Genomic DNA, 22,203 nt, shown 5'->3' on the forward strand with positions numbered 1-22,203 from the left:
TGGTTGGGTACGAGCTGTACCCAACCAGCATCCTGCGAGGTAGCCATGCCCAGTCAAGCGCCCGGCCCCGTCGACCTCGCCCGCCTTCAGCAGGTGCTCGACGGACCGTGGGCCGAGGTCCGCAACGCGCACCGTCGGCATCTCGACGAACGCTTCCTCCCGGTGTACGGCGAGACCGGTGACCAGGCGCGTGAGCGGATCACCCGACTGCTCGGCGAGCTGCCTGTCAAGCTGGGTATCGCGTCGGCCTTTCCCACCCAGTACGGCGGCGGATCCGACGTCGGCGGCTCGATCATCGCCACCGAGATGCTGGCGCAGGTCGACCTCTCGCTGATGGTCAAGGCCGGCGTGCAGTGGGGTCTGTTCGGCGGCGCGGTCGCGGCTCTGGGCACCCGGCGTCACCACGACGCCTACCTTCGGGACATCATCTCCGGCCGGATCCTGGGCTGCTTCGCGATGACCGAGACCGGGCACGGCTCCGACGTCCAGCAGCTGCGCACCACCTGCACGTACGATCCCCGGACGCAGACCTTCGACCTGCACACCCCGCACGAGGCGGCCCGCAAGGACTACATCGGCAACGCGGCCCGGGACGGGCGGATGGCGGTGGTCTTCGCGCAGCTGGTCACCAACGGGCGGCGGCACGGCGTACACGCGTGGCTGGTGCCGATCCGTGACGAGCGGGGCAACCCGCTGCCCGGCGTGACCATCGGCGACGCGGGGGCCAAGGCCGGCCTGCTCGGCGTGGACAACGGGCGACTCAGCTTCGACCACGTGACGGTGCCCCGCGACATGCTGCTGGACCGGTACGGCCAGGTCGCCGAGGACGGCACCTACTCCAGCCCGATCGAGAACGACTCCCGACGCTTCTTCACAATGCTGGGCACCCTGGTCCGTGGCCGGGTCAGCGTGGGTGGCGCCGCGTCGTCGGCCACCAAGTCGGCGTTGACCATCGCGGTCCGCTACGGCGACATCCGCCGCCAGTTCAGCACCCCCGACGCTGAGCGGGAGGTGCTGCTCAACGACTACCTGGCCCACCAGCGCAAGCTGCTACCCGCCCTGGCCACCTCGTACGCGCTGCACTTCGCCCAGGCCGAGCTGGTCGCCGCGGTGCACGAGGTGCAGGGCGGCGACGGCCCGGTCGACGAGCGCCGGCAACGGGAGCTGGAATCCCGCGCCGCCGGGCTCAAGGCCGCGCAGACCTGGCACGCCGCCCGCACCATCCAGCTGTGTCGCGAGGCGTGTGGCGGCGCCGGTTACCTGGCCGAGAACCGGTTGCCGGGCCTGCGGGCCGACACCGACGTCTTCACCACCTTCGAGGGCGACAACACGGTCCTGCTGCAACTTGTCGCCAAGGGGCTGCTGACCGGCTACCGGGACGAGTTCGGCTCGCTGGACGGCTGGGGTCGCGCCTCCTTCGTCGCCGAGCAGGTCCGGGAGATGGTGCTCGAACGCACCGCCGCACGGTCGCTGATCCAGCAGCTGATCAGCGCCGTGCCGGGCCGCGACGAGGAGGTCGCCGTCACCGACCGGGGCTGGCAGCTGAAGATCTTCGACGACCGCGAGAAGCATCTGCTCGAAGGGGCGATCCGCCGCTTGCGTAACGGCGCTTCCAGCAAGCAGGACCGCCCGTTCGACATCTTCAACGACGTCCAGGACCACGTCCTCACCGCCGCCGCCGCGCACATCGACCGGATCACCCTGGAGGCGTTCGTCGCCGGCATCGAGGACACGGCGGACCCGGCGGTCCGGGCGCTGCTCTCCCGCGTCTGCGACCTGTACGCCCTCAGCGTCATCGAGGCCCACAAGGGGTGGCTGCTGGAGCACGGCCGGCTCACACCGGCCCGCTCGAAGGCGATCACCGCCGTGGTGAACGGCCTGCTCAAGGAGCTGCGCCCACAGATGCGGACACTGGTGGACGGATTCGCCATCCCGGACATCTGGCTGCACGCCGCCATCCTGAGGGAGGAACCCGGTCGCCAGGAGACGATGACCGCCCACGACACCGCCTCCGCCTGAGGCGTGGCTGCTTAGATTTTGCGGGTAATCTATAACCCGACAGTTCGGTGGCCACGGTGAAGGTGGGCAGATGAGTCGGGCATCCAAGGCTGAGGCACAGGCCAATCGGGCAGCGGCGGTGAAGGCCGCCTCGCGACTCTTCCGCGAACAGGGCGTACCGAACGTCAGCGTGGGCGACGTGATGCGGTCCGTCGGCCTGACCCAGGGTGGCTTCTACAAGCAGTTCGCATCGAAGGCGGCGCTCGTCGACGAGGCCGTACACCTGGGCTTCATCGACATGCTGCGCTATCTGTCGGACCTGCAGGACGGCTCCGCGGACCACGCGGCGGCATGGTCGTCGCTGCTGGACACGTACCTGTCGGTCGAGCACCGGGACGACCCGGGCGCGGGTTGCCCAGCGGCCGGATTCGCCGGTGATGTCGCGCACGACCCGGGGCCTCGTGAGACGTACGCGGCCGGCGTCCGGGAGATGGCCGGCTGGATCGCGCCGGGCAACGCCGGTCTGGCCGCCCTGTCCACCATCGTCGGCGGCCTGCTCCTGGCCCGGGCGACGGCGGGCACGGAGGTGTCGGAGGAAATCCTGGGCGCGGTGCGCGAGGCCGCCTCTCCGCCGGCCGACTGAACACGCGAAGGCGGAGCCGTGGCAGTCGCCACGACTCCGCCCCGCACCGCTCAGCTGTCGGAACCGGTTGCCGCGGCGATCGCGGCGCGCACCTGCTGTGCGAAGCCCCGGACGGTGTAGTCGGCCGGAAGGCTGTCGATCAGCACGATGTCAGAGATCGAGTTGTTGACCCGCAGAGGCAGGATCTCCTGATACTCGGGCGAGGCGTACCACCGCTCGGCCGCGGCGCGATCGGGGAACTCCATGAGGACGACCAGGCCCGGCCACGCGCCTTCGACCGTGCTCGCCTCGCCGTTGGCAAGCCACTTCCCGCCGTACGGCTTCACCGTGGCCTCGACCTGCTCGAGGTAGCGCAGCCCGGCCTCGTTCGGAACACCGCCGGGAATGCGCAAGTGGTTGATCAGGTAGGTGCTCATCGCGGACCTCCAGGTCAGGGGAGAGCCGCGGACGCGGCCCTGTTTAGATTATGAGCGTAATCTAAACAGGGCCGCACACCCGAGGCGCGTGAGCCACCACACTCGATTGCCCGAGGATCCTCGCGGTCGCGCCTCGACGCCTCGCAGGCCCACGTCAGGGTGAGACATCTCCCATTCAGTTCAAGCTTGAATCAAGTCTGGCTATCGTCGGATTCAAGCTTGAACCTCAGACTCATGGGAGTTGTCGTGACCCTGTTCCGACTGGATGCCAGCATCCGCACCCACGGCTCGGCGAGCCGCGAGATCGCGGACATCGTCGAGGCGGAGTGGCTCGCCGCGCGCCCCGGTGACACGATCGAACGTCGCCACCTCGGCGTCGATCCCCTGCCCGCGACCGCCTGGGCCGCGGCGGTCACCGCCGGGACGACCGCGCCGGAGGAGCACACCACCGAGCAGCGCGAGGCCGTCGCCCTCGCCGCGACACTTGTGGACGAGCTGCTCGCCGCCGACGCCATCCTGTTCGCCGTGCCGCTCTACAACTACGGCGTCTCACAGCACTTCAAGGCGTACGTCGACCTGGTAAGCACCGACCAGCGAGCGTTCGCCCAGCCGTTCCTGGCGGGCAAGCGGGTCGTGCTCGCGACGGTGCGTGGTGGGGCGTACGGCGGTGGCACGCCCCGGGAGGGTTGGGACCACGCGACGCCGTACCTGCGCCGCATCCTCGCCGACTGCTGGGGCGCCGACCTCACAGTGGTCGAGCGCGAGTTCACCCTCGTCGGCGTCAACCCCGCCCTTGACTCGTTCACCGACCAGGCCGCGCAGATGCACGCCGAGGCCCTGAAGGCCGCTCGGGAGGCCGGCCGCGCGCTCGGTGACCTGCCGGTCCCGGCCTGAGGGGGCGGGTGAGGCAGGCCGGCGCGGGACGCCCCGCGCCGGTCCCACCTCGCCCTCAACCATCCGCGCGGCAGGAGGCGTTTACTTCTGCCGAGGGGGTGGCGATGAGCCAGACGTTCCACGAGTTCGTGGTGCACCGTTCACCGGCGCTGTCCCGGACCGCCTACCTGCTCACCGGCGACCACCAACTGGCCGAAGATCTTCTCCAGAGCGCACTCGCCCGAACGTACCGGCACTGGCGGCGGATCCGCGGCGGTGACCCGGAGGCGTACGTGCGCCGGGTCATGTACCACCAGCAGGTCTCCTGGTGGCGGCGGCGTCGGTTCACCGAACGGCTGGAGGCCGACCCGGCGCCTGCGCAGACCGGTCACCCGGACCCCAGCGACGCCGCTGCCCTCCGGGTGACGCTGGCCGCCGCGTTACGCCAGCTCACCCCCAGGCAGCGGGCCGTGATCGTGCTGCGCTTCTACGAGGACCTGACCGAGGCGCAGGTGGCCGCCGTACTCGGCTGCTCGGTCGGGACGGTGAAACGGCATGGGCACGACGCGCTGGTCCGGCTTCGCGCGGTGGCCCCGGAACTTGTCGACCCGGTGCCGGAGAGGAGCGCGCGATGACCACGCGGCTACGGGACGTGCTGCACACCACGGCGGCGCAGGTTCCCGCGTACCAGGTGGAACAGCGTGCTCTGGCGACGGCGCGCCGCACGCGACGGCGTCGAGCCACGGCGGTGGCCGCCGCGCTCGTGCTGGTGGTGCTCGGCGGGCTCGTACTGCCGGCAGCCCGTACCTCGCCGGTGGATCCGGCCGGACGAGACGAGCCAGGAGCGTTGCCGGACCGGATCGGCCTGCCGCCCCTCGGGAGCCTGCACGCCACGGACCGGCCCCGGACCGGTCCCGCCTCGGTGATCTTCACCGGGGAGGCCGGACGCCTGACCTACGACGACGAGTGCAGTCTCGTCACCGTGGTGGACGGCGACACCGACGCCTACCGGGTCGTCCGCAGCGGCTGGGAGATGACCGCCGGCACGGACGTGGTGCTCTCCCCACAGGGCCGGTGGATCGCCCACGACCCGCAGCGCGGCGATCCCCGGGTCGACATCATCGACCTGGTCACCGGTGCGACCCGTCAGCTGCGCAGCGGTGTGGCCGGGACGGTCGGCACGGAACCGGCCGCCTGGTCGCCGGACGGGATGTCACTTGTGGTCCGTGACTCGGTGCCGATCCACCTCGACCGCAGTGATCACCGGCGCCTGCTCAATCTGATCCGGCTGGACGACGGCAGCTCGGTCCGGCTGGCCGAGGCGCCATCCGGCACGGTGCCGGGCGTGGTCGTCGCCTTCGCGCCCGGTGGGGACCGTCTCGCCTGGCAGACCGGGCGCGTGGTCACGGTCGCGCACATCGACGGCAGCGTGATCGCCTCGTTTCCGCTCGCGCCCGGTACCGAGCTGGCCGGCAAGGGGGCCTGGACGCCGGACGGGCGGTGGCTCACGGTGGCGCGGCGCGATGACGCGAGGTGGACGCTGCGCCGGATCGAGCCGGCCACGGGAGCCGACGGCGGGGCGTTGGGCACCGCCGGTGTCGACGACGTGGTCGGCCTCCAACTCCTCGGCTGGACGGCGACCGGCGTGCCCTGGGTGGTGTCCTACCTTCCCCATCCGCCCGAGGCAGCGACCTACACCAGGCCCTTCCCCAACGACGACCGCCCGATGTACGGCAATATCGGCAGTGTTGAGGTGCTGTCGCTGCCGCCGGACGGTCAGCCACCGACCACGCTGCTCACCGCACCCCGGCAGGTGGTCTCCATCGACATCGCCGACGAGGTGATCCGGGCCGGTCAGACCCGCGTCGCCGACCCGCCGCGCGGCGTCGGCGGCCGGTTCTGGATCTGGACCGCCGGGATCATGCTGGCGGTGAGCGCGGTGGCGGCCTACCGGCGCCGGGAACAGCTCACGCTCTGGTGGGAGAACCGCCGGGTGCGACGGTCAGCCGGGGCCCGGTGACGCTGGAGCGCTGAGCGGCATTCAGTGGCCGTTCACGCCAGCGCCAGGCAGGCGTCAACTCGTCACGGCAGGGTGACCGCCTGCGCACGTTGCGCGGATGCTCTGAGGTGGACTCTGCGTGGGACGGGGCCGGCAGACGATGCGATCCGACATGACCGGAGAGACGACGCTCTCCGTGGTCATTCCGATGTACAACGAGGAAGCGGTGATAGCCGGCCTCGTCGCCCGGCTCCGCCCGGTGCTGGACGGTCTGCACGTCGACTACGAGGTAGTGGCCGTCGACGACGGCAGTCGGGACGCCACGGTCACGCTGCTCACCGCGCAGGCGCGGGACTGGCCACAGCTACGGATCGTGCGGCTGCGTCGCAACAGCGGCCATCAGGCGGCGCTGACCGCCGGCCTGCACCGGGCGCGCGGCCGGTGGGTGGTCAGCCTCGACGCCGACCTCCAGGACCCGCCGGAGACCATCGCCGAGATGCTGCGGCTCGCTCGGGCCGGTGCCGCAGTGGTGTACGGGGTACGCGCCGACCGCAGCACCGACACGGTCTTCAAGCGGCACACCGCTCGGGCCTACTACCGCCTGATGCGGCGGATCGTCGGGGCCGAGGTGCCGGCTCAGGCGGGCGACTTCCGAATGGTCAGCCGGGAGGTGGTGCAGACGCTACGCCGGCTGCCGGAGCAGAACCCGGTCTACCGGCTGCTCATCCCGGCCCTCGGCTTTCCCAGCGCCGAGGTCCGCTACGTACGCGAGGCCCGGCACGCCGGGCAGACGAAGTACCCGCTGCCGCGCATGATCGCGCTGGCCTGGGACAGCGTCGCCAACTTCTCCGCTGCTCCGCTGCGGCTGGCCACCTGGCTCGGCGCGGGTAGCTTCTTGGCCTGCCTGGCGCTGATCGTCTTTGGCGTCGTCGGGCACCTGCGCGGGGTGACCATCCCCGGCTGGACCTCGCTGTTCGTGGCGGTGCTGCTGCTCGGCGGGGTGCAGCTGGTCTGCCTGGGCCTGCTCGGCGAGTACGTCGGCCGGATCTACGCCGCCATGCAGAACCGACCCGCCTTCCACATCGGCTCGGACACCGCCGACGACCCGCCCACCACGTTGGAGCATCAGGCGGCCAACGGCCGGCCGGTCGCTGCTCTCCGTGGCTGACCTGCGTCGATTCGCCGCACTGCTGCCCTGGCTGGCGGTACTCACCGTAGTGCCGGTCGGCTGGTGGCACGGCGGGGTACCGATCGCCGACGTCGGAGCGTTCGTGGCGTACTGGGCGTTGGCGGTGGTGCTGCCGGGAACCCTGGTGCACCGTGCGCTACGCGGCAGCCGGGGTAACCTGCCCGAGGATTTCGGCTACGGCGCGGCCACCGGCCTGCTGCTCGAACTCGCCGCCTGGGCGGTCGCCGCCGCCACCGACGGCCAGCACCTGTTGCGGTGGTGGCCGCTGCCGGTGGTAGTCGTTTTCCTGGCCGTACCCCGATTGCGGAAGCACTGGCGTACCGGTCCCGGTCGACGGCTGCCGCTGGGCTGGCACTGGGCGATCTGCGGGGTACTGCTGCTCATCGCCGTTTGGGGCTACGCCAGTTGGCGGATGCTGCCGCTGCCCCCGGCCGACTACGCCTACTACCCAGACCTGCTCTACCACCTCGGGCTGGTGCACGAACTCACCCGGACCATGCCCTTCGAGCTGCCGCACCTGGCCGGGGAGCCGCTGCGCTACCACTATCTGTCCGACGCGCACGTCGCCAGCGCCAGCATGATCACCGGCGTGCCACCGGCGACGGTGCTGCTGCACCTGTGGGTGGTGCCGGTCGGCTGGGTGGCCGCGCTGGTCACCGCCGCGCTGGCCCGCGAGCTGGCCGGACGCTGGTGGGTCGGGCCGTTGGTGGCCGCTGTGGGGTATCTCGGCGCCTCGCCGACCTTCGGCTCGCCGCTGGACATCCCGTGGACCCGCGCGCTGTCGTACGCCAGCCTTTCTCAGACGTACGCGCTGCCGCTGTTGATGCTGCTCGCCGCCGTCTGCGTCCAGGTGCTGCGCGGGCGGGCCCTCGGCCCGGCCTGGGTGCTGGTCCCGGCGCTCGGCCTGGCCTGCGCGGGCGCCAAGTCCAGCGCCCTGCCGCCGCTGATCGCCGGCCTCGGTCTCGCCGCGCTGGCCGCCTGGGTCCGTCGTCGTCGGGTGCCGTGGCGGGTGTTCGCGCTGCTGGCCTCGCTGGTCGTCGCCATGGCCGTCGGCTACCGGTTGTTCGCCGGTGGCGGCGCGGGCACCCTGCGGGCCCAACCGCTCGGGCTGATCCGCCATCTGCTGCCCTACCAGCAGACCTACGGCGCGGAAGAGGGCGCCCGGTTCGGGGGCCTGCTGCCGCCGGGCCTGGCCGAGGCGGACAGGAACGCCGCGTGGCTGCTCGCGGCGGCCCTGTTCGGCTCGTGGCTGCTGCGGCAGGCACCCCGGCTGGCCGGCGGGTTGCTGCTGGCCACACCGGCCCGACGCGATCCGGTCGCCTGGTTGTTCACCGGTGCCGTCGCCGCTGGTCTCGCCGTGGCCTGGCTGACCTACCATCCCTCCGCCAGTCAGGTTTACTTCTGGCTACCCGTCATCCCGTTCGGTGCGCTGCTCGCCGGCTGGCTACTCGCCCGGAGCCGGGTACGGTGGCCGGTGCTCGTGACGGCCGGTCTCCTCGGTGTACTCACGCACCTTCTCGCCCCGCCGCTCGGGTCGCCGCCCGTGCTGACCCAGGCGGAGCGAGCCGTCGAGTCGGTACGCCTCGCCAACGCCGACGACTGGATGACCGCACTCGGGTGGTCGGCCGCCCGGTACGCCGCCCTGATCGTCCTGGCCGCGCTGCTCGCCGTCGCGGTGGAGGCGCTGCTGCTCACGTGGCCCAGGGCCGCCGTCTCTGCCCGCCGTGCCGCCCTGGTCCGTCGGCGGGGCCGGCCGACGCGGACGACGTTGCTCGGCCGGTCGGCGCTGGCCGGGACGGTCACGGCACTGCTCGGTGCCAGCCTCGCCGTCGGAGTGGAGATTCCGGTTCGGCACCTGCTCGCCCGCGAGGATCCGCTCGGGGCCATCAACCAGCAGCTGGTGGTGACCGAGGCCGAGATGCGGGCCGCGCTCTGGCTGAACGAGCACACCGAACCCTACGACCTGGTCGCCACCAACGTGCACTGCCGACCGGTACGGTCCACACCGCACTGCGACGCCCGCGCCTACTGGGTCACCGGACTGGGCGGACGCCGCGCCCTGGTGGAGAGCTGGGCGTACGCCGACGCCACCCTCGCCGCCCACGGCCGCGACGGATACCGCTACCCCCGACAGCCCGCCCCGGACCCGGACGTGTTCACCCTCAACGAGCGGGTGTTCACCGCCCCCACCCCCGCCGACCTGGCCCGGCTCCACGACACCCACGGGGTGCGCTGGCTACTCGCCGACACCAACGCCGGACCGGTCTCCACTGACCTGGCCCGGCTGGCCCCGGTCCGCTACACCGCCGGCCCGGTCACCATCCACGAACTACCCTGACCCGCGACTCGACCGGCTCGGGCAGCGACGGAGGTGGTCGGCTCGCCGAGGCGAACCGACCACCTCCGTCCCGATCGGTCAGAACAGCCAGGTCGGCAACGCCGGGTCACTGCGCAGCGGCACCGGCGGCTGCGCGGCGGGGCCGGAGTCCTGGCTCGGCGCCCGGCCACGGGCCGACGTCGTGCCCGGCGGCGGGGCTGCGGCGCAACGGGTACCCTCCGCCGGCACCACCTGATCGATCAGGTACGCCTCGATGGCCTCGTCCGCGCAGCTCACGCGGCCGTACACGATGTGCCCCCAACCCTCGTAGGTAAGCAGTTCGGCATGGTCGGCGAACTGGTCGGCGGCACCGAGCGCCCAGTTGTAACCGGTCGCCGGGTCGTGCAGCGAGTTGACGAGCAGCAGTTGCGAATCGTTTGTCGGGTCGATCCGCCGCTGCGGGTTGTCCGCCGAAGTCGGCCAGCCCAGGCAGATCGCGCCGACCGACGCCCGGGGCGGGTCCGGCAGATCCGGTGCGACGCGCTGCGCGTCCGCGAGAATCGACCGCCACCTGGTGACATCAGGTGCCTTAAGGTTCCAGTCCTGGCAGAGCACCGCCTGGTACGCGAAGGCCACCACGGTCGGCGGTTCCTCGGCCGACTGCCGCGCCGCCGACGACGTCCCCGACGGCCGACCCGCGTCGACCCGCTCCAACTCGGCGGCGATCTCCAGCCAGTACGGCTGGTAGTTGAGGTTGCCCAGCACGAAGTTGACCAGATCCCGCTGGGTGATCTTGTAGGTGTGATCGTCCGGGTCCGGCAACTCACCCCGGGCGGCGCGGTCGAGCAGCCGCTGCCAGAACTGGCGGATGTCCCGGCCGTACAGGGCGCACTGCGGCAACCGGGCGCAGCCGGCCACGAACTCGTCGAACGAATCCTGCCCGGTGGCCGCCTGGGTGACGGCGAAACCACGCGCGTCCTGGCTGTGATCCATCACGCTGTCGGCCACAATGGCGCGTACCCGGCTCGGAAACATTTCCGCGTACTGCTGGGCCATCAGCGTGCCGTATGACATCCCAAGAAAATTCAGCTGGGTGTCACCGACTGCGGCGCGTATCGCGTCGATGTCCTGGATAACCTGTAGCGTGTCGACGTGGTCGAATACCGGCCCGCTGTTGGCGCGACAGTCATCGGCCAACGCGCGACTCGCGGACACCATCCGGGCAAATGCGCTGGACGTTTTGATCGGCTCGACCGGCAAATCGTTGATCTTGTCCAGCGTACACATGATCGGTGAACTGCGGGCCACCCCGCGCGGGTCGAATCCGACGATGTCGAAATGGCGGCGCAGCTCGTCGCCGTAGGTGGCCCAGAGCGCCGAGTCGACGCCGGAGCCACCGGGCCCACCCGGATTCACGATCAGCGACCCGCGGCGCACCGTCGGGTCCGTTGCCGGCCGCTTGGCCAGCGCCAACTCGATTGTCGGCCCGTTCGGATCGGCCCAGTCGACCGGTACCTCCAGGGTGCCGCACAGGGCGCTGGCATCCTGCTCACACGGCATCCACTGCACGTCCCCAATCGGGGCCGCGGACGCGGACGACGCGGCAAGCGGTGCCAGCACCACCCCCACCGTGACCCCGGCGAGCAATCGCCGGATCAGTTTTCTGCGCATGCTCCCTCTCCCAGATCATTTTCCGGCTTTCCGCCGGCCGATGCTGAACGTAGCGACCGGGCCACGGTCCGGGGTTACCGAGAAATGTCGCCGGCAATACCATTTGGAACGCGACATGATTGATCGGAATGACCAGCTACGGCACCGTTGCCGTACGGCGCACGTGAATGGCGAGGTCACCGGGGAGACGGCGGTTGTCACAGCTCGCGAATCGGCAACCGGTCGACGGATGTCAACATGGCAGAGGTCACAATCAGCCGCCGTGTTAGCGCTAACCCAGGAGGCATCCGACCGCAACGTCCGGTCAAATTGCGTGATGAATTGGAAACCCCGGATTCATGTGTCCAACCGCCGGGTGGCGGCCGCACGGCCCCGAGCGCCGCGGCGTACGGTCGGCGTGGGCGCGGCAGAGCCGGCACCGGGGCCGGCTGGCCGATCGGCTCGGGAGGAACGAGTGATCCGGATTCTTCTCGCAGAGGACGTACGCATCCTGCGGGACACCCTGGCCGCGGTGCTGCGGCTTGAGGACGACCTGGCCGTGGTCACGACGGTCGCCAGGGGCGACGAGATCGTCCCGGCCGCGTTACAGCACCGCCCGGACGTCGCCGTGGTCGACATCGACCTACCCGGCGTCGACGGCCTGACTGCGGCGGCCGAACTGCACCAGCGCCTCCCGCAGTGCCGTACGTTGATCCTGACCGGGCTGGGCCGGCCCGGCAATCTCCGCCGGGCGGTCGCCGCCGGGGTGAGCGGCTTCATGGTCAAGGACGCCCCGGCGGAGCAGCTGATCGACGCGGTCCGGCGGGTGGCCGGCGGAGAACGGGTGGTGGAGTCACAGCTGGCGTTGGCGGCGCTGGAGGCGGCGGACAACCCGTTGACCGCCCGGGAGGCCGAGATCCTCACCCGGCACGCGGCCGGCGCGTCGGCGGCCGAGATCGCCGCCGACCTGCACCTGTCCCGTGGCACGGTGCGCAACTACCTGGCCTCGGCCGTCACCAAGCTGGGCGCGCGTAACCGGGTGGACGCCGCCCGCATCGCCACCGAGGCCGGCTGGCTGTAGCGGAACGGATCCGCACGTCAGGTCTCCGGCTCTGGGACGGACCCGCCGACAACAGGCGGCCGGTGGGCGGAGTCGCCAACGACGGGTGCCCGTTCACCGCGCTGTCTTGGTGGGACGCCCGGCAGCGGCAGCCAGGCCGTCAGCTCGAAGCGACCGCCGTGGACCCGAACGGAGAGCCGCCCGGCAAGGTCAGCGACCCGACCGGCCAGGTTGGACAGCCCGTGCCCGCCGGTGTCCGGAGGCGCGTCCGGCCCAGGTGGCCGCAGTTGCCCACGCTCGCCAGCGACGCCCAGGAGGCCGTCGTTGGAGACCCGGAGGCGGACCGTGTCCTCGCCCACCTCGACCGTGATCTCGCACCCCCGTGCCGGCGCGTGCCGCACCACGTTGGTGACCGCTTCCCGCAGGAGCGTCGCAAGGACGGTGTCCAGTTGCTCGGGCAGCCGAGCCACCGACGGCTCGGCGCGCACGACGGCGTCCACACCGGCGGCGGCGAGCACCTCAGCCGCCGCAGCCAGTTCGACGCTGAGCGAGAGGACACGTTCGTCGGCGGTCACGGTCCGCAGGTCCGCCCGTGCCTGCCGGGCCAGCCGGGTCAACGCCTGCAACTCCGCACGCGCTGCGGCGTCGTCGCGGCCGATCAGCCGCCGGGCCAGGTCACACTTGAGCGCGACCGCTGAAAGGCCCATACCCAGCAGGTCGTGGGTGTCCTGCGCGACCCGTATCCGCTCCCGCACGGCGGCCATCCGGGCGAGGTGCCGGCGTACGTCGTCGAGTTCCACCGCAAGGGCCGCCATGCGGGACAGCGCGTGGACGACCAGGCCGGTGGTCACCGTCACCAGGAGCGCGTAGACGAGGTCGGCGGTGTCCAGGTCGGGCAGCACGTGCGCGTGTACCGCGATCGACGCCTGGATCACCGTGAAGGTCAGCCAACCCCATGGGCGGGGCAGCAGCAGCAACGCCGAACCCGCCACGAAACCGCTCAGCCCGTGGATGGCCGGGTGCATGGCCGGGACAAAGCCCAGGCAGGTGAGCAGCAACTGGCCGGTCAGCGTGTACGACCAGCCGCGCGGTCGGACACGGTCCCGCCACGCCGTGGAGTGGTAGAGCTGAAGCACCGCGAGCAGCACGATGGCGGCGACCGAGGCCGCCATGACGACGGTGCTCGCGGAGCTGGCCACGGCACTGACCGTGAACTCCGCCGCGAGGGCGGCCAGCACCAGGGCGAGGACGAGTCGGGCGAGCCGTGGTGCCAACGTCGGCTGGGTGGTGTGGTCGGCGGACGGGTCCGGCATGCTCGCCGGCCGGTCGTACGCCACCGCTGCCCGGATCTGGTCGAGTGCCTGCCGGGCGCTGCGCGCCGCCTCGTCGAGCCGTTCGCGCGCCTCGTCCGACCTCCGGATGCCGGTCGCGAGTGCGGCCCGGGCATGCGCCAGCACGGTGTCGAGCCGGTCACCGACGGCCACCCGCAGTCGCTCGGCCGCCCGCAGGCGTTCCCGGGCCACGGTCAGGGTCGCCAGCTCGGTCCGGGCGGTGTTCAGTTCGGTGACGATGCCGGCGAGCCGGACCAGTCCGAACAGGGCCATGCCGACGTAGACCGGTAGGACGAGGACCAGCGGGGTCTCCGAGAGGCCGGTGAGATGCGGCAGGCCGACAACGGCGAAGCGCAGCACACTCTCGGCCGCCACTGCGACGCCGAACAGCAGCCATGACATCGGCGTCGCCACCGTCAACAGCAGCAGCGCGCCCAGCAGACCGGACGTGCCGACCACCCAGTCACCCCCGAACAGCACGAACGGCAGGTAGGTCAGCAACGCCTGGGTGGTGAGCAGGAGCGCGCGGTGGCGCGCCCACCAGGGCCGGGTCGCCGGTACGGCGTACAGCAGCGGTAGCGCGAACGCCAGGATGGTCACCACGCCGGCGAGCGGACCCGCCCAGTGGACCGCGATCCCTGCGCCCACGGGCAGGGTCAGGCAGAGGAAGACAGTCGCGGACACCCACGAGTGCCGGTGGGCGTCCGGGGCCGGCCCCCGGTCCGCGTCCATTCCTGCTGGCACCTTCCTCCTCGCCGGTTCCTGGCCGGCTGCTGCCGTCTGCACGGTAGTCGCCACCGTCCGCCACCGAAACGAAGATGTGCCCGGCGCACCCTCCGGCCCATGCGGATCGCACATCCAGCTCGTGCTCGGCGGCACTGGTCCGCCGCGTCCGCACCGCACGAGACTCGACCTACGGTCCGTCGTCAGCAGTCGCGGAGGTCAGCATGCGGAGCACGGGGAAGCTGGCGCCTCCCGGCCGCCGCCGCGTGGTGCGGAGACTTACCCGAGGCGCGGTGGTGCTGCTCGCCTTCCTCGCCGTCCCGGCGGCCACCTTCGCCGCTGGCCTGCACACCTTCGACCGGGACCGGTACGCGCAACCCGACGCCGACGCGGCGGCGATCGCGGCGGCCGTTCCGCCGGCACACGACCCCGGTAAGCCCACCGCCGTGGTCGTCGTCGGCAACGACGGCGCCAACATCGCCGACACGCTCGTCCCGTACGAGGTTCTCGCCGCCAGTGGTGCGTTCAACGTCTACACCGTCGCGCCGGAACGTCGCCTCGTGCCGCTGCTCGGCGGGCTCGATCTCGTACCCGATCTCGACTTCGCGCAACTGGACCGGCGGCTGGGTGGTGCCGCGCCGGACGTCACAGTCGTACCGGAGATGCCGGCATCGGAGTCCAGCGACGCGCGGGTGACCGGGTGGCTGCGCGACAGCGCCCGGCGCGGACTGCTGCTGGGGGTGTGCACCGGCGCGCGACTGCTCGCCGAGGCCGGTCTACTTGACGGCCGCGACGCGACCACGCATTGGTACCGGCTCGACGGTTTGCGGGAGCGCCATCCCGATGTGCGTTGGCAGCGCGGGGTCCGCTATCTCGACGACGGCGACGTCATCACCACCGGCGGGCTGTTGTCCTCAGTTGACGGCACGTTGCGGGCGGTGGAGCGGCTCGCGGGTACCGACATCGCCGCGACGGCCGCGACGGCGGTGGGTTGGCGGCACTACTCCCCCGGCAGCGCAGCCGCCCTGCCGAGGTCGCGGCTGGCCGTCGGCGACGCACTTCTGCACGTGCTCAACGTCGGCTTCCGCGCGCGGGAGACCACCCTGGGGGTGGTGCTCACCGATGGTGTGGGCGAGCTCGAACTGGCCTCGGCGTTCGCCCCGTACGCCGAGGTCAAGGCCGCGCGGACGGTGGCGCTCGCGGCCGGGGACCGGATCCGTTCCCGGCACGGCCTGACCTTCGTCCCCCGGGCACAACTCGGCGACGCGGAACGCGTCGACCGGCTGCTCGTTCCCGGTGCCGACGCCGCCGCCGATCCGCCCGCTGCGCTCGTCGGGTTGAGCGACCGCGCCGACGTACCGGTGGCGTACCTGCATGAGCGGCCCGGCTTCGCGTTCGACCCGGCGCTGCGGGAACTGGCCCGCAGCATGGATGTGCCCACCGGACGGTGGACCGCCAAGATCCTGGAGTACCCCCGCTCGGATCTCCAGCTGTCCGGGCCGGGGTGGCCATGGTTGTTGACCCTGCGCCCGGTGCTCCTTTGCCTGGCGGGGCTGGCGGTCGCGCTGGCGGTCCTGCGATTGGCGCGGAAGCCCCGCGCCGCGCCTCCCCTGCCTGACAATGCAGACCGATGATTCGTCGCAGGTGGGCCTACACCCGACAGACAACTGGAGGTAGCAGCGGATGAGCACGACCGAGAGTCGCGGCCGGGTCAAGGCCGCCATCACCGTGTCGGTGGATGGCTACGTCACCGGTCCGGACGACCGTGAGGGCCAGGGGCTCGGGGTCGGCGGTGAGCGGCTGCACTACTGGGTGATGGGCGGCCCATGGACCTACGAGACCGACCATGAGCCCGGTGCAGGCATGAGCGACGCGGACCGCGCCTACTACGACGCACTGCTCGACGGGGCGACCGGCGGCCTGTGTGGCCGTGGCATGTACGACAGCTCCGGTGCCTGGGGCGGCCAGAATCCGTTCGGCGGGACGATGGTCGTACTCACGCACCGCACTCAGGACCAGCCCGACCCGAGTAGCGGCTTCCTGATGGTGAACGGCTTCGACGAGGCGCTGGCGGCGGCCCGGAAAGCGGCGGACGGCGGGGCTGTCGCCATCGGCGGAGGCGCCGACATCATCCGGCAGGCCCTCACCGCGGGGGTCGTCGACGAACTCGGCATCACCACCGCTCCGGTGACGCTCGGCCGAGGCAAGCGGCTCTTCGAGGGCTTCGACCGCGACCTCGACCTCGAGATCCTCTCGGTCCACCAGTCGCCGTACGCCGTCCATGTCAGGTACGCGGTCCGACGCTGACCGTCGACCGTCTGTTGTGACCAGCGCTACCTACCCGAGAATGGAAACACCGGGTGGGATCACGACCGGGCGTAGTGGCGGCAGCGGCCGGTGAAGGTCAGCGCCAGGACCGGGTCGATGACCGCGTCCGCGGGTGCCCGACGACGGGCCGGATCGTCGGGGCCGACCAGGATCAGGCTGGCAGCCAGACCATAGGTGGTGGCGAGGATCCGGGCGGCGGCGGTATCGACGTCGACGTCGACGTCGACCTCGCCGCACCGCTTCCCGTTGCGCACCGCGATCGACGCGCGCAGGTGCAGGTCGCGGTGGGCGCGTGCCGCGACCTCAGCGAGCTCCTGATCATGCAGGGCCTGGGTGGTCAGGTTCTGGGTGACGTGGAACTCCTCGATCCGGATCTCGTCGAGCGGAAGCAGTTCGACCACCGCGGTCGCGATGATCTCGCGAATCGGCCGTTCGGCGGCCTCGCCCTCGGCGATGTGCGTCGCGATCCGCTCGTCCCGGCGGCGGAGCGCGTCGACGTAGACGAATCGGAGCAGTTCCTCGCGGTTGCCGAAATAGTGCTGGATGAGGCCGACCGAGATGCCGGCAGCGGCGGCGACGCGGGCGAACGTGGTGGCCTGAAGGCCGTGTTCCACCAGGTGACGCCGGAACGTCCGGGCGATGAGCGCGCGTCGCTGGTCGTGGTCGGCAACGCGGGGCATTTGATGACCATACCGCCGTATGGCTACGGTTGCCATATGAACGTATTGCAACGGGGGGTGGCCGCGCTGCTGCTCGCGCTGCCCGGAGTCGACCTAGGGGTCGGAGCCGGCAGGTCGGTTGAGGCGGCACCGGCGGCGAGCAGCGCCGTCGAACCGGGCCGGCTGGACGCCTTCGTCACCGAACAGATGGACCGGGCCGGCGTCCCGGGCGTCGCGTACGCGATCGTCGGCTCCGGTGGAGTGGAGCACCAAGCGACGTTCGGCGCGGACGGCGACGGCGAGCCGATCACCGACGCCACCCCGTTCCTGTGGGGATCGGTGGCCAAGCCGGTGACCGCGAGCCTGCTGGTGTCGATGGCCACGGCCGGGGAGCTGGATCTCGACGCGCGCGTGACGACCTACCTGCCGACCTTCGGCATGGCCGACGAGGAAGCCAGGACGATCACCCTGCGCCATCTGCTGAGCCAGACCGGCGGCATCCCGGAGCGGATGGACCTGACCGACCGCTACGACGTTGATCGGCGGCCGGGCGACGTCATCGACGCCCTCGACAACGTGCACCTGGCCGCCGGCGTCGGCGAGAAACACCTCTACTCCAGCGTCAACTACCTGTTGCTCGGGGCTGTCGTCGAGGAGATCACCGGCCGGGACTTCGCCGACGTGCTTCGTGAGCGGCTGCTCGCGCATGCGGGGATGAATACCGCGATCATCGAGGCCGACGATGCGGCAGACCGGCTCCCGCCGGGCCATCGATACGTGTTCGGCGAGCCGAGGGCGTTCCCGAGCCGGTTCGACCCCGCCGGTGTCAGCTACGGATACCTCGGGGGTTCCCTCCGGGACGCCGTAGCGTTCGCCCGGGCGAACCTCGACGGCAGCGCAGTCCTGTCCGCCGAGCAGCGGGCCACTCTGGTCCGTCCGGTGGCGACCACCGGGGACGGCCGGAGCTACGGGCTCGGCTGGCGCACCTGGCCGGTGTTCGGCAGCGACCAAGCGATGGTCTGGCACTCCGGCGCCGCGCCGGGCTACCAGGCCGGGATCGTTGTGCTGCCCGAGCAGGACCGGGCCGTGGTGGTATTGCAGAACGCGTACGGCAGCTTCCAGGAGAACCAGCTCCTGGACACCTCGTGGGGCCTGGCTTCCATCCTCTCCGGAGCCGTACCCGAGACCCACGGCAACGAGCCGTCCTACGCCGCGCTCCTGTCCGGCCTGAGCCTGGTGTGTCTGCTGCTGCTCACGGCGGTGGCCGGCTCGCTGTGGCGGGTGGCGCGGCCGGTCGCCGCCGGGTCCCGGCGGCGTCTGCTGGGTCTCGTCGCCTGGCTGGTGGCCCTGCTGCTCGTCGGTGCCGGCCTGCTCGCCCTGCCGTCGTACTTCGGCGTCACGCTGGGCCAGGTCTCCCTGTGGGCGCCCGACCTCGCCGCGCTGCTCGGTGCCGGGCTGCTCCTCGTCGCTGTTCTCTTGCTGGCCCGCGCAGCCGTCACCGTACGCATCTGGCGTCGGGCAGCAGAGTTGGATCCGAGTACCGCCCCTGAGGCCGGTGTCGGATCTGCGGGGCGGATCATGTTCCCGGAAGGTGGCGACGCATGATCCACGTCGGCGCCGTGCCTTCGCCGGTCACCGCGCCGGTACGCGGGTCGACCGCGCGCCAGCGGTGCTGGTGAGGTCGAACGATCACGTAACCCAACCTCTGGTAGAACGAGACGGCCGCCTCATCGTCGACGTCGACGTCGAGACTCATGGCGTCGGCGCCGCGCGCCACACCTGCCGCTTCGCTGGCTGCGACAAGCGCCCTTCCTACCCCACGGCGACGGGCCGGCGCGACCACCGCCAGCCCGTACAGCCATGGGTTGGGGGTGTCGCAGCCGTCCCGCCACCGGACGCTCACCACCCCCACGACGCGGTCGGCGGCCACCGCGACGAGCATCGCCTCCTCGCCTCGCCCGGCGGCCTGGAGACGCACCTCGGCGCGGTCCCGCGAACCCGCCAATTCGCCCAGACCGTCCAGGTCGACGCGGTGGGCGGCACGGATCATCAGGTCGTCGAGCGGGCTCATTGCGGCGTCCCCAGTCGCGTCGGTAACGGGCTCGGCATCGTCGTCGGTGCCGCGTCCGGGCGGCAACACCGTCTCGGAGATCGTGTCACTCGTAGCGATGGGCCCGGGGGTGCCGCCGAGAGCAACCTAAAGCTATTAGGTTTTAATCTAAAGGGTGTAGGGTGTGGGTATGGCACGAGCGAACCTCACCCCGGCGGTCGTCATCGCCGCGGCGGCCCAGTTGGCGGACCGGGAAGGATTCGACGCGATCACCCTGTCGGCGCTGGCCCGCCATTTCGGCGTGCAGACCGCGAGCCTCTACTCGCATGTCCGTGACCGGTCCGCGCTGCTCGACAGCGTCCAGGAACTGGCCCTCGGCGAGCTGGCCGACCGGATCGCGATCGCGATCGGTGGCCGCTCGCAGCGAGACGCGCTCACCGCTCTCGCCGACGCGCACCGCGACTACGCCCGTCAGTTCCCCGGCCGTTGGGCCGCCCTGCAACGTCCGGCGGCGGCGACCACCGTGCGGTCGGACTCCGCCGGCAGGCTGGCCGCGCTCACGCTGGCGATGCTCCGTGGCTACCAGCTGCCGGAGACCGAACTCGTGCATGCCACCCGGCTGCTCGGCGCGACAATCAACGGCTTCCTCGCACTTGAGGTGGCCGGCAGCTTCGGGCACCGCGAGCCCACCCCCGACATCTCCTGGCAGCGAGCGCTGAGCGCGCTCGACACCGCATTCCGCTTCTGGCCCACCGAAGGGAACCACTGATGCCAGTCCCATCCGAACTCCTCCGTGGCGTCGCCGAGGCCGAGGCCACTCCGCGCGGCCTCCGGCCGCACCGGCTACCGACCTGGGTACGGGAGCAGTTCCCGGACGGCCAGCTGCTCGCGATGGAGAGCCAGCCGTCCGGCGTACGCATCGTCTTCCGGACGGCGGCGAGCACGCTGGAACTGGTGACCCATCCGACCCGGGTCGCCTACCTGGGCGCCGACCGACCGCGTGGCCGCATCGACGTGTACGCCGACGGCGCACTCGCCGCCCGCGACACGCTGACCGGTGGCGACCGGATCGATGTCGATCTCACCAGCGGCCAGAGCGCCCTCCATCCCGGACAGGCGCACACGACCACCGTTTCCGGGCTGCCCGCCGGCCGCCACCGGATCGAGATCTGGCTGCCGCACAACGAGAGCATCGAACTGGTCGACCTGCGGGCCGATGCCGCGATCGAGCCGGACGACGCCGCGTTGCCGCTGTGGGTGCATCACGGCAGTTCCATCAGTCACGGTTCGAACGCCCTCGCGCCCAGCGAGGTCTGGCCCGCTGTCGCCGCCCGCCGGGCCGGTGTCGAACTGCGCAACCTCGGCCTGGGCGGCAGCGCGTTCGTCGACCCGTTCCTGGCCCGCGTGATCCGCGACGCCTCCGCCGACTACATCAGCGTCAAGCTCGGCATCAACGTGGTGAACCTCGACGGGATGCGGCTACGTACCTTCGTCCCCGCCGTACACGGTTTCCTCGACACGATCCGCGACGGCCACCCCGACGTCCCGCTGCTGCTGATCTCGCCGCTGTTCTGCGGAATCCACGAGGACACCCCCGGCCCGGGGGCGATCGACCCCGAGTCGATCGGCACCGACCAGGTACGTTTCGTCGCGACCGGCACACCCGGGGACGTCGCGCTGGGACGCCTGACGCTCCAGGTCATCCGGCGCGAGTTGCGCTCGCTGGCCGACCGCCGTGCCGCCGACAAGAACCTGCACTACCTCGACGGCACCGCCCTGTACGGCCCGACCGACGCCACCGACCTTCCGCTACCGGACGGCCTGCACCCGAGCGCCGAAGCCCACCGGCGGATCGGCACCCGGTTCGCGGAATACGCCTTCACCGGCACCGGCCCGTTCACCCGATGACACCTGGACGTCAACCTCGCGATCTACCCTTCCACCGACCCCACCGACCCGCTGCGGAACGGACCCGATTCCGATTCCCCCTTCGGGTCCTTTCGCGACCGATGCTCTGCCGAAGCCTGCCCGGACGTGGCCCGGCGTGCCTCGGCTGCTACCACCCCGTCGTGGTCGATCGCCGCCGCTTTTCGTTGCGTCGGGACAGGCGCAGGCCCAGCGTCGCCTACCGTAGGTGACACCGCCGCCTGCCGACGGTGGTCATACCGCAGGTAGGCCCACCCGGCGACAGCCGTGAGAACCCAGGTGCCGGGGAGAAACCAGTAAAGGTCAAACCCGATGCTCTGCAGTGGCCAGGCGACGATCAGACAACAGCAGAGAGCCAGCACAGATGCGAGGACGGCCTGCCTGGCCCAACCCTCACCACGACCTTGGCCTCCTGGGCGGCCATGGAATGCCACCACGACAAGAACGAGAACGAGGCCGACGATTGTTTCAAGCGGTTCCCACTGTCCTTCAGCCGCCGCGATGCTGACGGTGGCCGCGAGCGCGACGCCCAGAATTGCCACTTGATCGGAATGGGCTTCCGGCCTCTCGGTCACGCCCGGGTCCTCTCCGTCCATGATCTCCCACCGAAATCAGCCGACCGCTACCTGAAACGCGCTCCTACTCCAGGTCCACGACCTGCTCCAGGGCGGCGCGGATCGTCTCGTCGGACACCGTGTCACCGGTGATCTCCACCTCGGCCACGATGCGGCCGTCCACTCGCTTACGCAGTATCAGGAAGCGACGCCGGTCGCGGTTGAGCCAGGCGTGGAACAGCGCGACGACGCTGCCCAGCGCCCCTCCCCCGCCGACCAGAATCGTGAGGTACTGCTCCCACCCCTTGGTGCCCGGTACGTCGGGGCCCTCGTCGTGCGAGATCAGACCCTGTTCGAGCAGATCCACGCGTAGATCTTCCACCGCACTGAGTGCCGCTTCGTGGTCGTTCGCGACACCGGTCAGGCCGGGACTCACCACGATCGCCAAAGGACCCACCTCGCGCCTCCTCCGCATTACTGGCGAGCC

General features: G+C 71.1%; 19 protein-coding genes. 13 read left to right on the forward strand and 6 right to left on the reverse strand.

Translation table 11 applies throughout. The features are described from left to right. The first annotated feature begins 45 nt into the window (after positions 1-45). Positions 46-2,019 (forward strand): acyl-CoA dehydrogenase, encoded by a 1,974-nt coding sequence (locus tag O7624_RS06940; RefSeq protein WP_282239382.1) that lies wholly within the window; start codon positions 46-48, stop codon positions 2,017-2,019. A gap of 70 nt (positions 2,020-2,089) precedes the next feature. Continuing rightward, a complete protein-coding gene (locus O7624_RS06945) occupies positions 2,090-2,641 on the forward strand; it encodes a TetR/AcrR family transcriptional regulator (protein ID WP_282239383.1) in 552 nt (183 codons plus the stop codon). 50 nt (positions 2,642-2,691) lie between these two features. Here the strand turns inward: O7624_RS06945 and O7624_RS06950 are convergent, their stop codons facing one another. Then, positions 2,692-3,057 (reverse strand): DUF1330 domain-containing protein, encoded by a 366-nt coding sequence (locus O7624_RS06950; protein WP_282239384.1) that lies wholly within the window; start codon positions 3,055-3,057, stop codon positions 2,692-2,694. A 234-nt stretch (positions 3,058-3,291) separates the two neighbouring features. On the opposite strand from O7624_RS06950, the gene O7624_RS06955 reads away from it, so the two are divergent. The 5 genes from O7624_RS06955 (at position 3,292) to O7624_RS06975 (ending at position 9,456) form a co-directional block, all read left to right on the forward strand. After that, entirely contained in the window at positions 3,292-3,951 is a 660-nt protein-coding gene (locus O7624_RS06955; RefSeq protein ID WP_282239385.1) for an NAD(P)H-dependent oxidoreductase, read from the forward strand. Between the two features lie 104 nt (positions 3,952-4,055). Next, complete coding sequence (locus O7624_RS06960; protein ID WP_282239386.1) at positions 4,056-4,565, forward strand: SigE family RNA polymerase sigma factor; 510 nt, start codon at positions 4,056-4,058, stop codon at positions 4,563-4,565. Next, on the forward strand, positions 4,562-5,950 hold the full coding sequence (locus O7624_RS06965) for a hypothetical protein (protein ID WP_282239387.1): 1,389 nt from the start codon (positions 4,562-4,564) through the stop codon (positions 5,948-5,950). Before O7624_RS06960 ends, O7624_RS06965 begins: the two co-directional genes overlap by 4 nt. 151 nt (positions 5,951-6,101) lie before the next feature. Next, positions 6,102-7,097, forward strand: coding sequence for a glycosyltransferase family 2 protein (locus O7624_RS06970; protein ID WP_282239388.1), 996 nt, complete (start codon positions 6,102-6,104; stop codon positions 7,095-7,097). Further along, positions 7,090-9,456, forward strand: a complete 2,367-nt coding sequence (locus O7624_RS06975) for a hypothetical protein (RefSeq protein WP_282239389.1) — start codon at positions 7,090-7,092, stop codon at positions 9,454-9,456. The genes O7624_RS06970 and O7624_RS06975 overlap by 8 nt, the downstream gene beginning before the upstream one ends. A gap of 78 nt (positions 9,457-9,534) precedes the next feature. On the opposite strand, the gene O7624_RS06980 is transcribed toward O7624_RS06975, so the two are convergent. Then, positions 9,535-11,106, reverse strand: a complete 1,572-nt coding sequence (locus O7624_RS06980; protein ID WP_282239390.1) for an alpha/beta hydrolase — start codon at positions 11,104-11,106, stop codon at positions 9,535-9,537. A gap of 454 nt (positions 11,107-11,560) precedes the next feature. Here O7624_RS06980 and O7624_RS06985 point away from each other — a divergent pair, with 454 nt between their 5' ends. Continuing rightward, entirely contained in the window at positions 11,561-12,166 is a 606-nt protein-coding gene (locus O7624_RS06985) for a response regulator transcription factor (protein ID WP_093403004.1), read from the forward strand. Positions 12,167-12,183: 17 nt separating this feature from the next. On the opposite strand, the gene O7624_RS06990 is transcribed toward O7624_RS06985, so the two are convergent. Then, positions 12,184-14,208 (reverse strand): histidine kinase, encoded by a 2,025-nt coding sequence (locus O7624_RS06990; RefSeq protein WP_282239391.1) that lies wholly within the window; start codon positions 14,206-14,208, stop codon positions 12,184-12,186. Between the two features lie 215 nt (positions 14,209-14,423). Between O7624_RS06990 and O7624_RS06995 the strand changes: the two genes are divergently transcribed. Next, on the forward strand, positions 14,424-15,833 hold the full coding sequence (locus O7624_RS06995) for a DJ-1/PfpI family protein (RefSeq protein WP_282239392.1): 1,410 nt from the start codon (positions 14,424-14,426) through the stop codon (positions 15,831-15,833). Between the two features lie 49 nt (positions 15,834-15,882). Beyond that, entirely contained in the window at positions 15,883-16,506 is a 624-nt protein-coding gene (locus O7624_RS07000; protein ID WP_282239393.1) for a dihydrofolate reductase family protein, read from the forward strand. A 59-nt stretch (positions 16,507-16,565) separates the two neighbouring features. Here the strand turns inward: O7624_RS07000 and O7624_RS07005 are convergent, their stop codons facing one another. After that, on the reverse strand, positions 16,566-17,207 hold the full coding sequence (locus tag O7624_RS07005) for a TetR/AcrR family transcriptional regulator (RefSeq protein WP_282239394.1): 642 nt from the start codon (positions 17,205-17,207) through the stop codon (positions 16,566-16,568). Between the two features lie 36 nt (positions 17,208-17,243). Between O7624_RS07005 and O7624_RS07010 the strand changes: the two genes are divergently transcribed. Beyond that, entirely contained in the window at positions 17,244-18,791 is a 1,548-nt protein-coding gene (locus tag O7624_RS07010) for a serine hydrolase domain-containing protein (RefSeq protein WP_282239395.1), read from the forward strand. Here O7624_RS07010 and O7624_RS07015 read toward each other — a convergent pair. Then, complete coding sequence (locus tag O7624_RS07015) at positions 18,763-19,257, reverse strand: GNAT family N-acetyltransferase (protein ID WP_282239396.1); 495 nt, start codon at positions 19,255-19,257, stop codon at positions 18,763-18,765. The two genes, O7624_RS07010 and O7624_RS07015, sit on opposite strands and share 29 nt — an antisense overlap. A gap of 169 nt (positions 19,258-19,426) precedes the next feature. On the opposite strand from O7624_RS07015, the gene O7624_RS07020 reads away from it, so the two are divergent. Both O7624_RS07020 and O7624_RS07025 read left to right on the forward strand, forming a co-directional pair. Beyond that, positions 19,427-20,005 (forward strand): TetR/AcrR family transcriptional regulator, encoded by a 579-nt coding sequence (locus tag O7624_RS07020; RefSeq protein ID WP_282239397.1) that lies wholly within the window; start codon positions 19,427-19,429, stop codon positions 20,003-20,005. Beyond that, on the forward strand, positions 20,005-21,144 hold the full coding sequence (locus O7624_RS07025) for a GDSL-type esterase/lipase family protein (RefSeq protein WP_282239398.1): 1,140 nt from the start codon (positions 20,005-20,007) through the stop codon (positions 21,142-21,144). The genes O7624_RS07020 and O7624_RS07025 overlap by 1 nt, the downstream gene beginning before the upstream one ends. A gap of 657 nt (positions 21,145-21,801) precedes the next feature. On the opposite strand, the gene O7624_RS07030 is transcribed toward O7624_RS07025, so the two are convergent. After that, on the reverse strand, positions 21,802-22,173 hold the full coding sequence (locus tag O7624_RS07030) for a hypothetical protein (protein ID WP_170863378.1): 372 nt from the start codon (positions 22,171-22,173) through the stop codon (positions 21,802-21,804). Positions 22,174-22,203 lie beyond the last annotated feature (30 nt).

The organism is Verrucosispora sp. WMMD1129 (assembly GCF_029581255.1).
In the GTDB taxonomy this organism is placed as follows: Bacteria; Actinomycetota; Actinomycetes; order Mycobacteriales; family Micromonosporaceae; genus Micromonospora; species Micromonospora sediminimaris.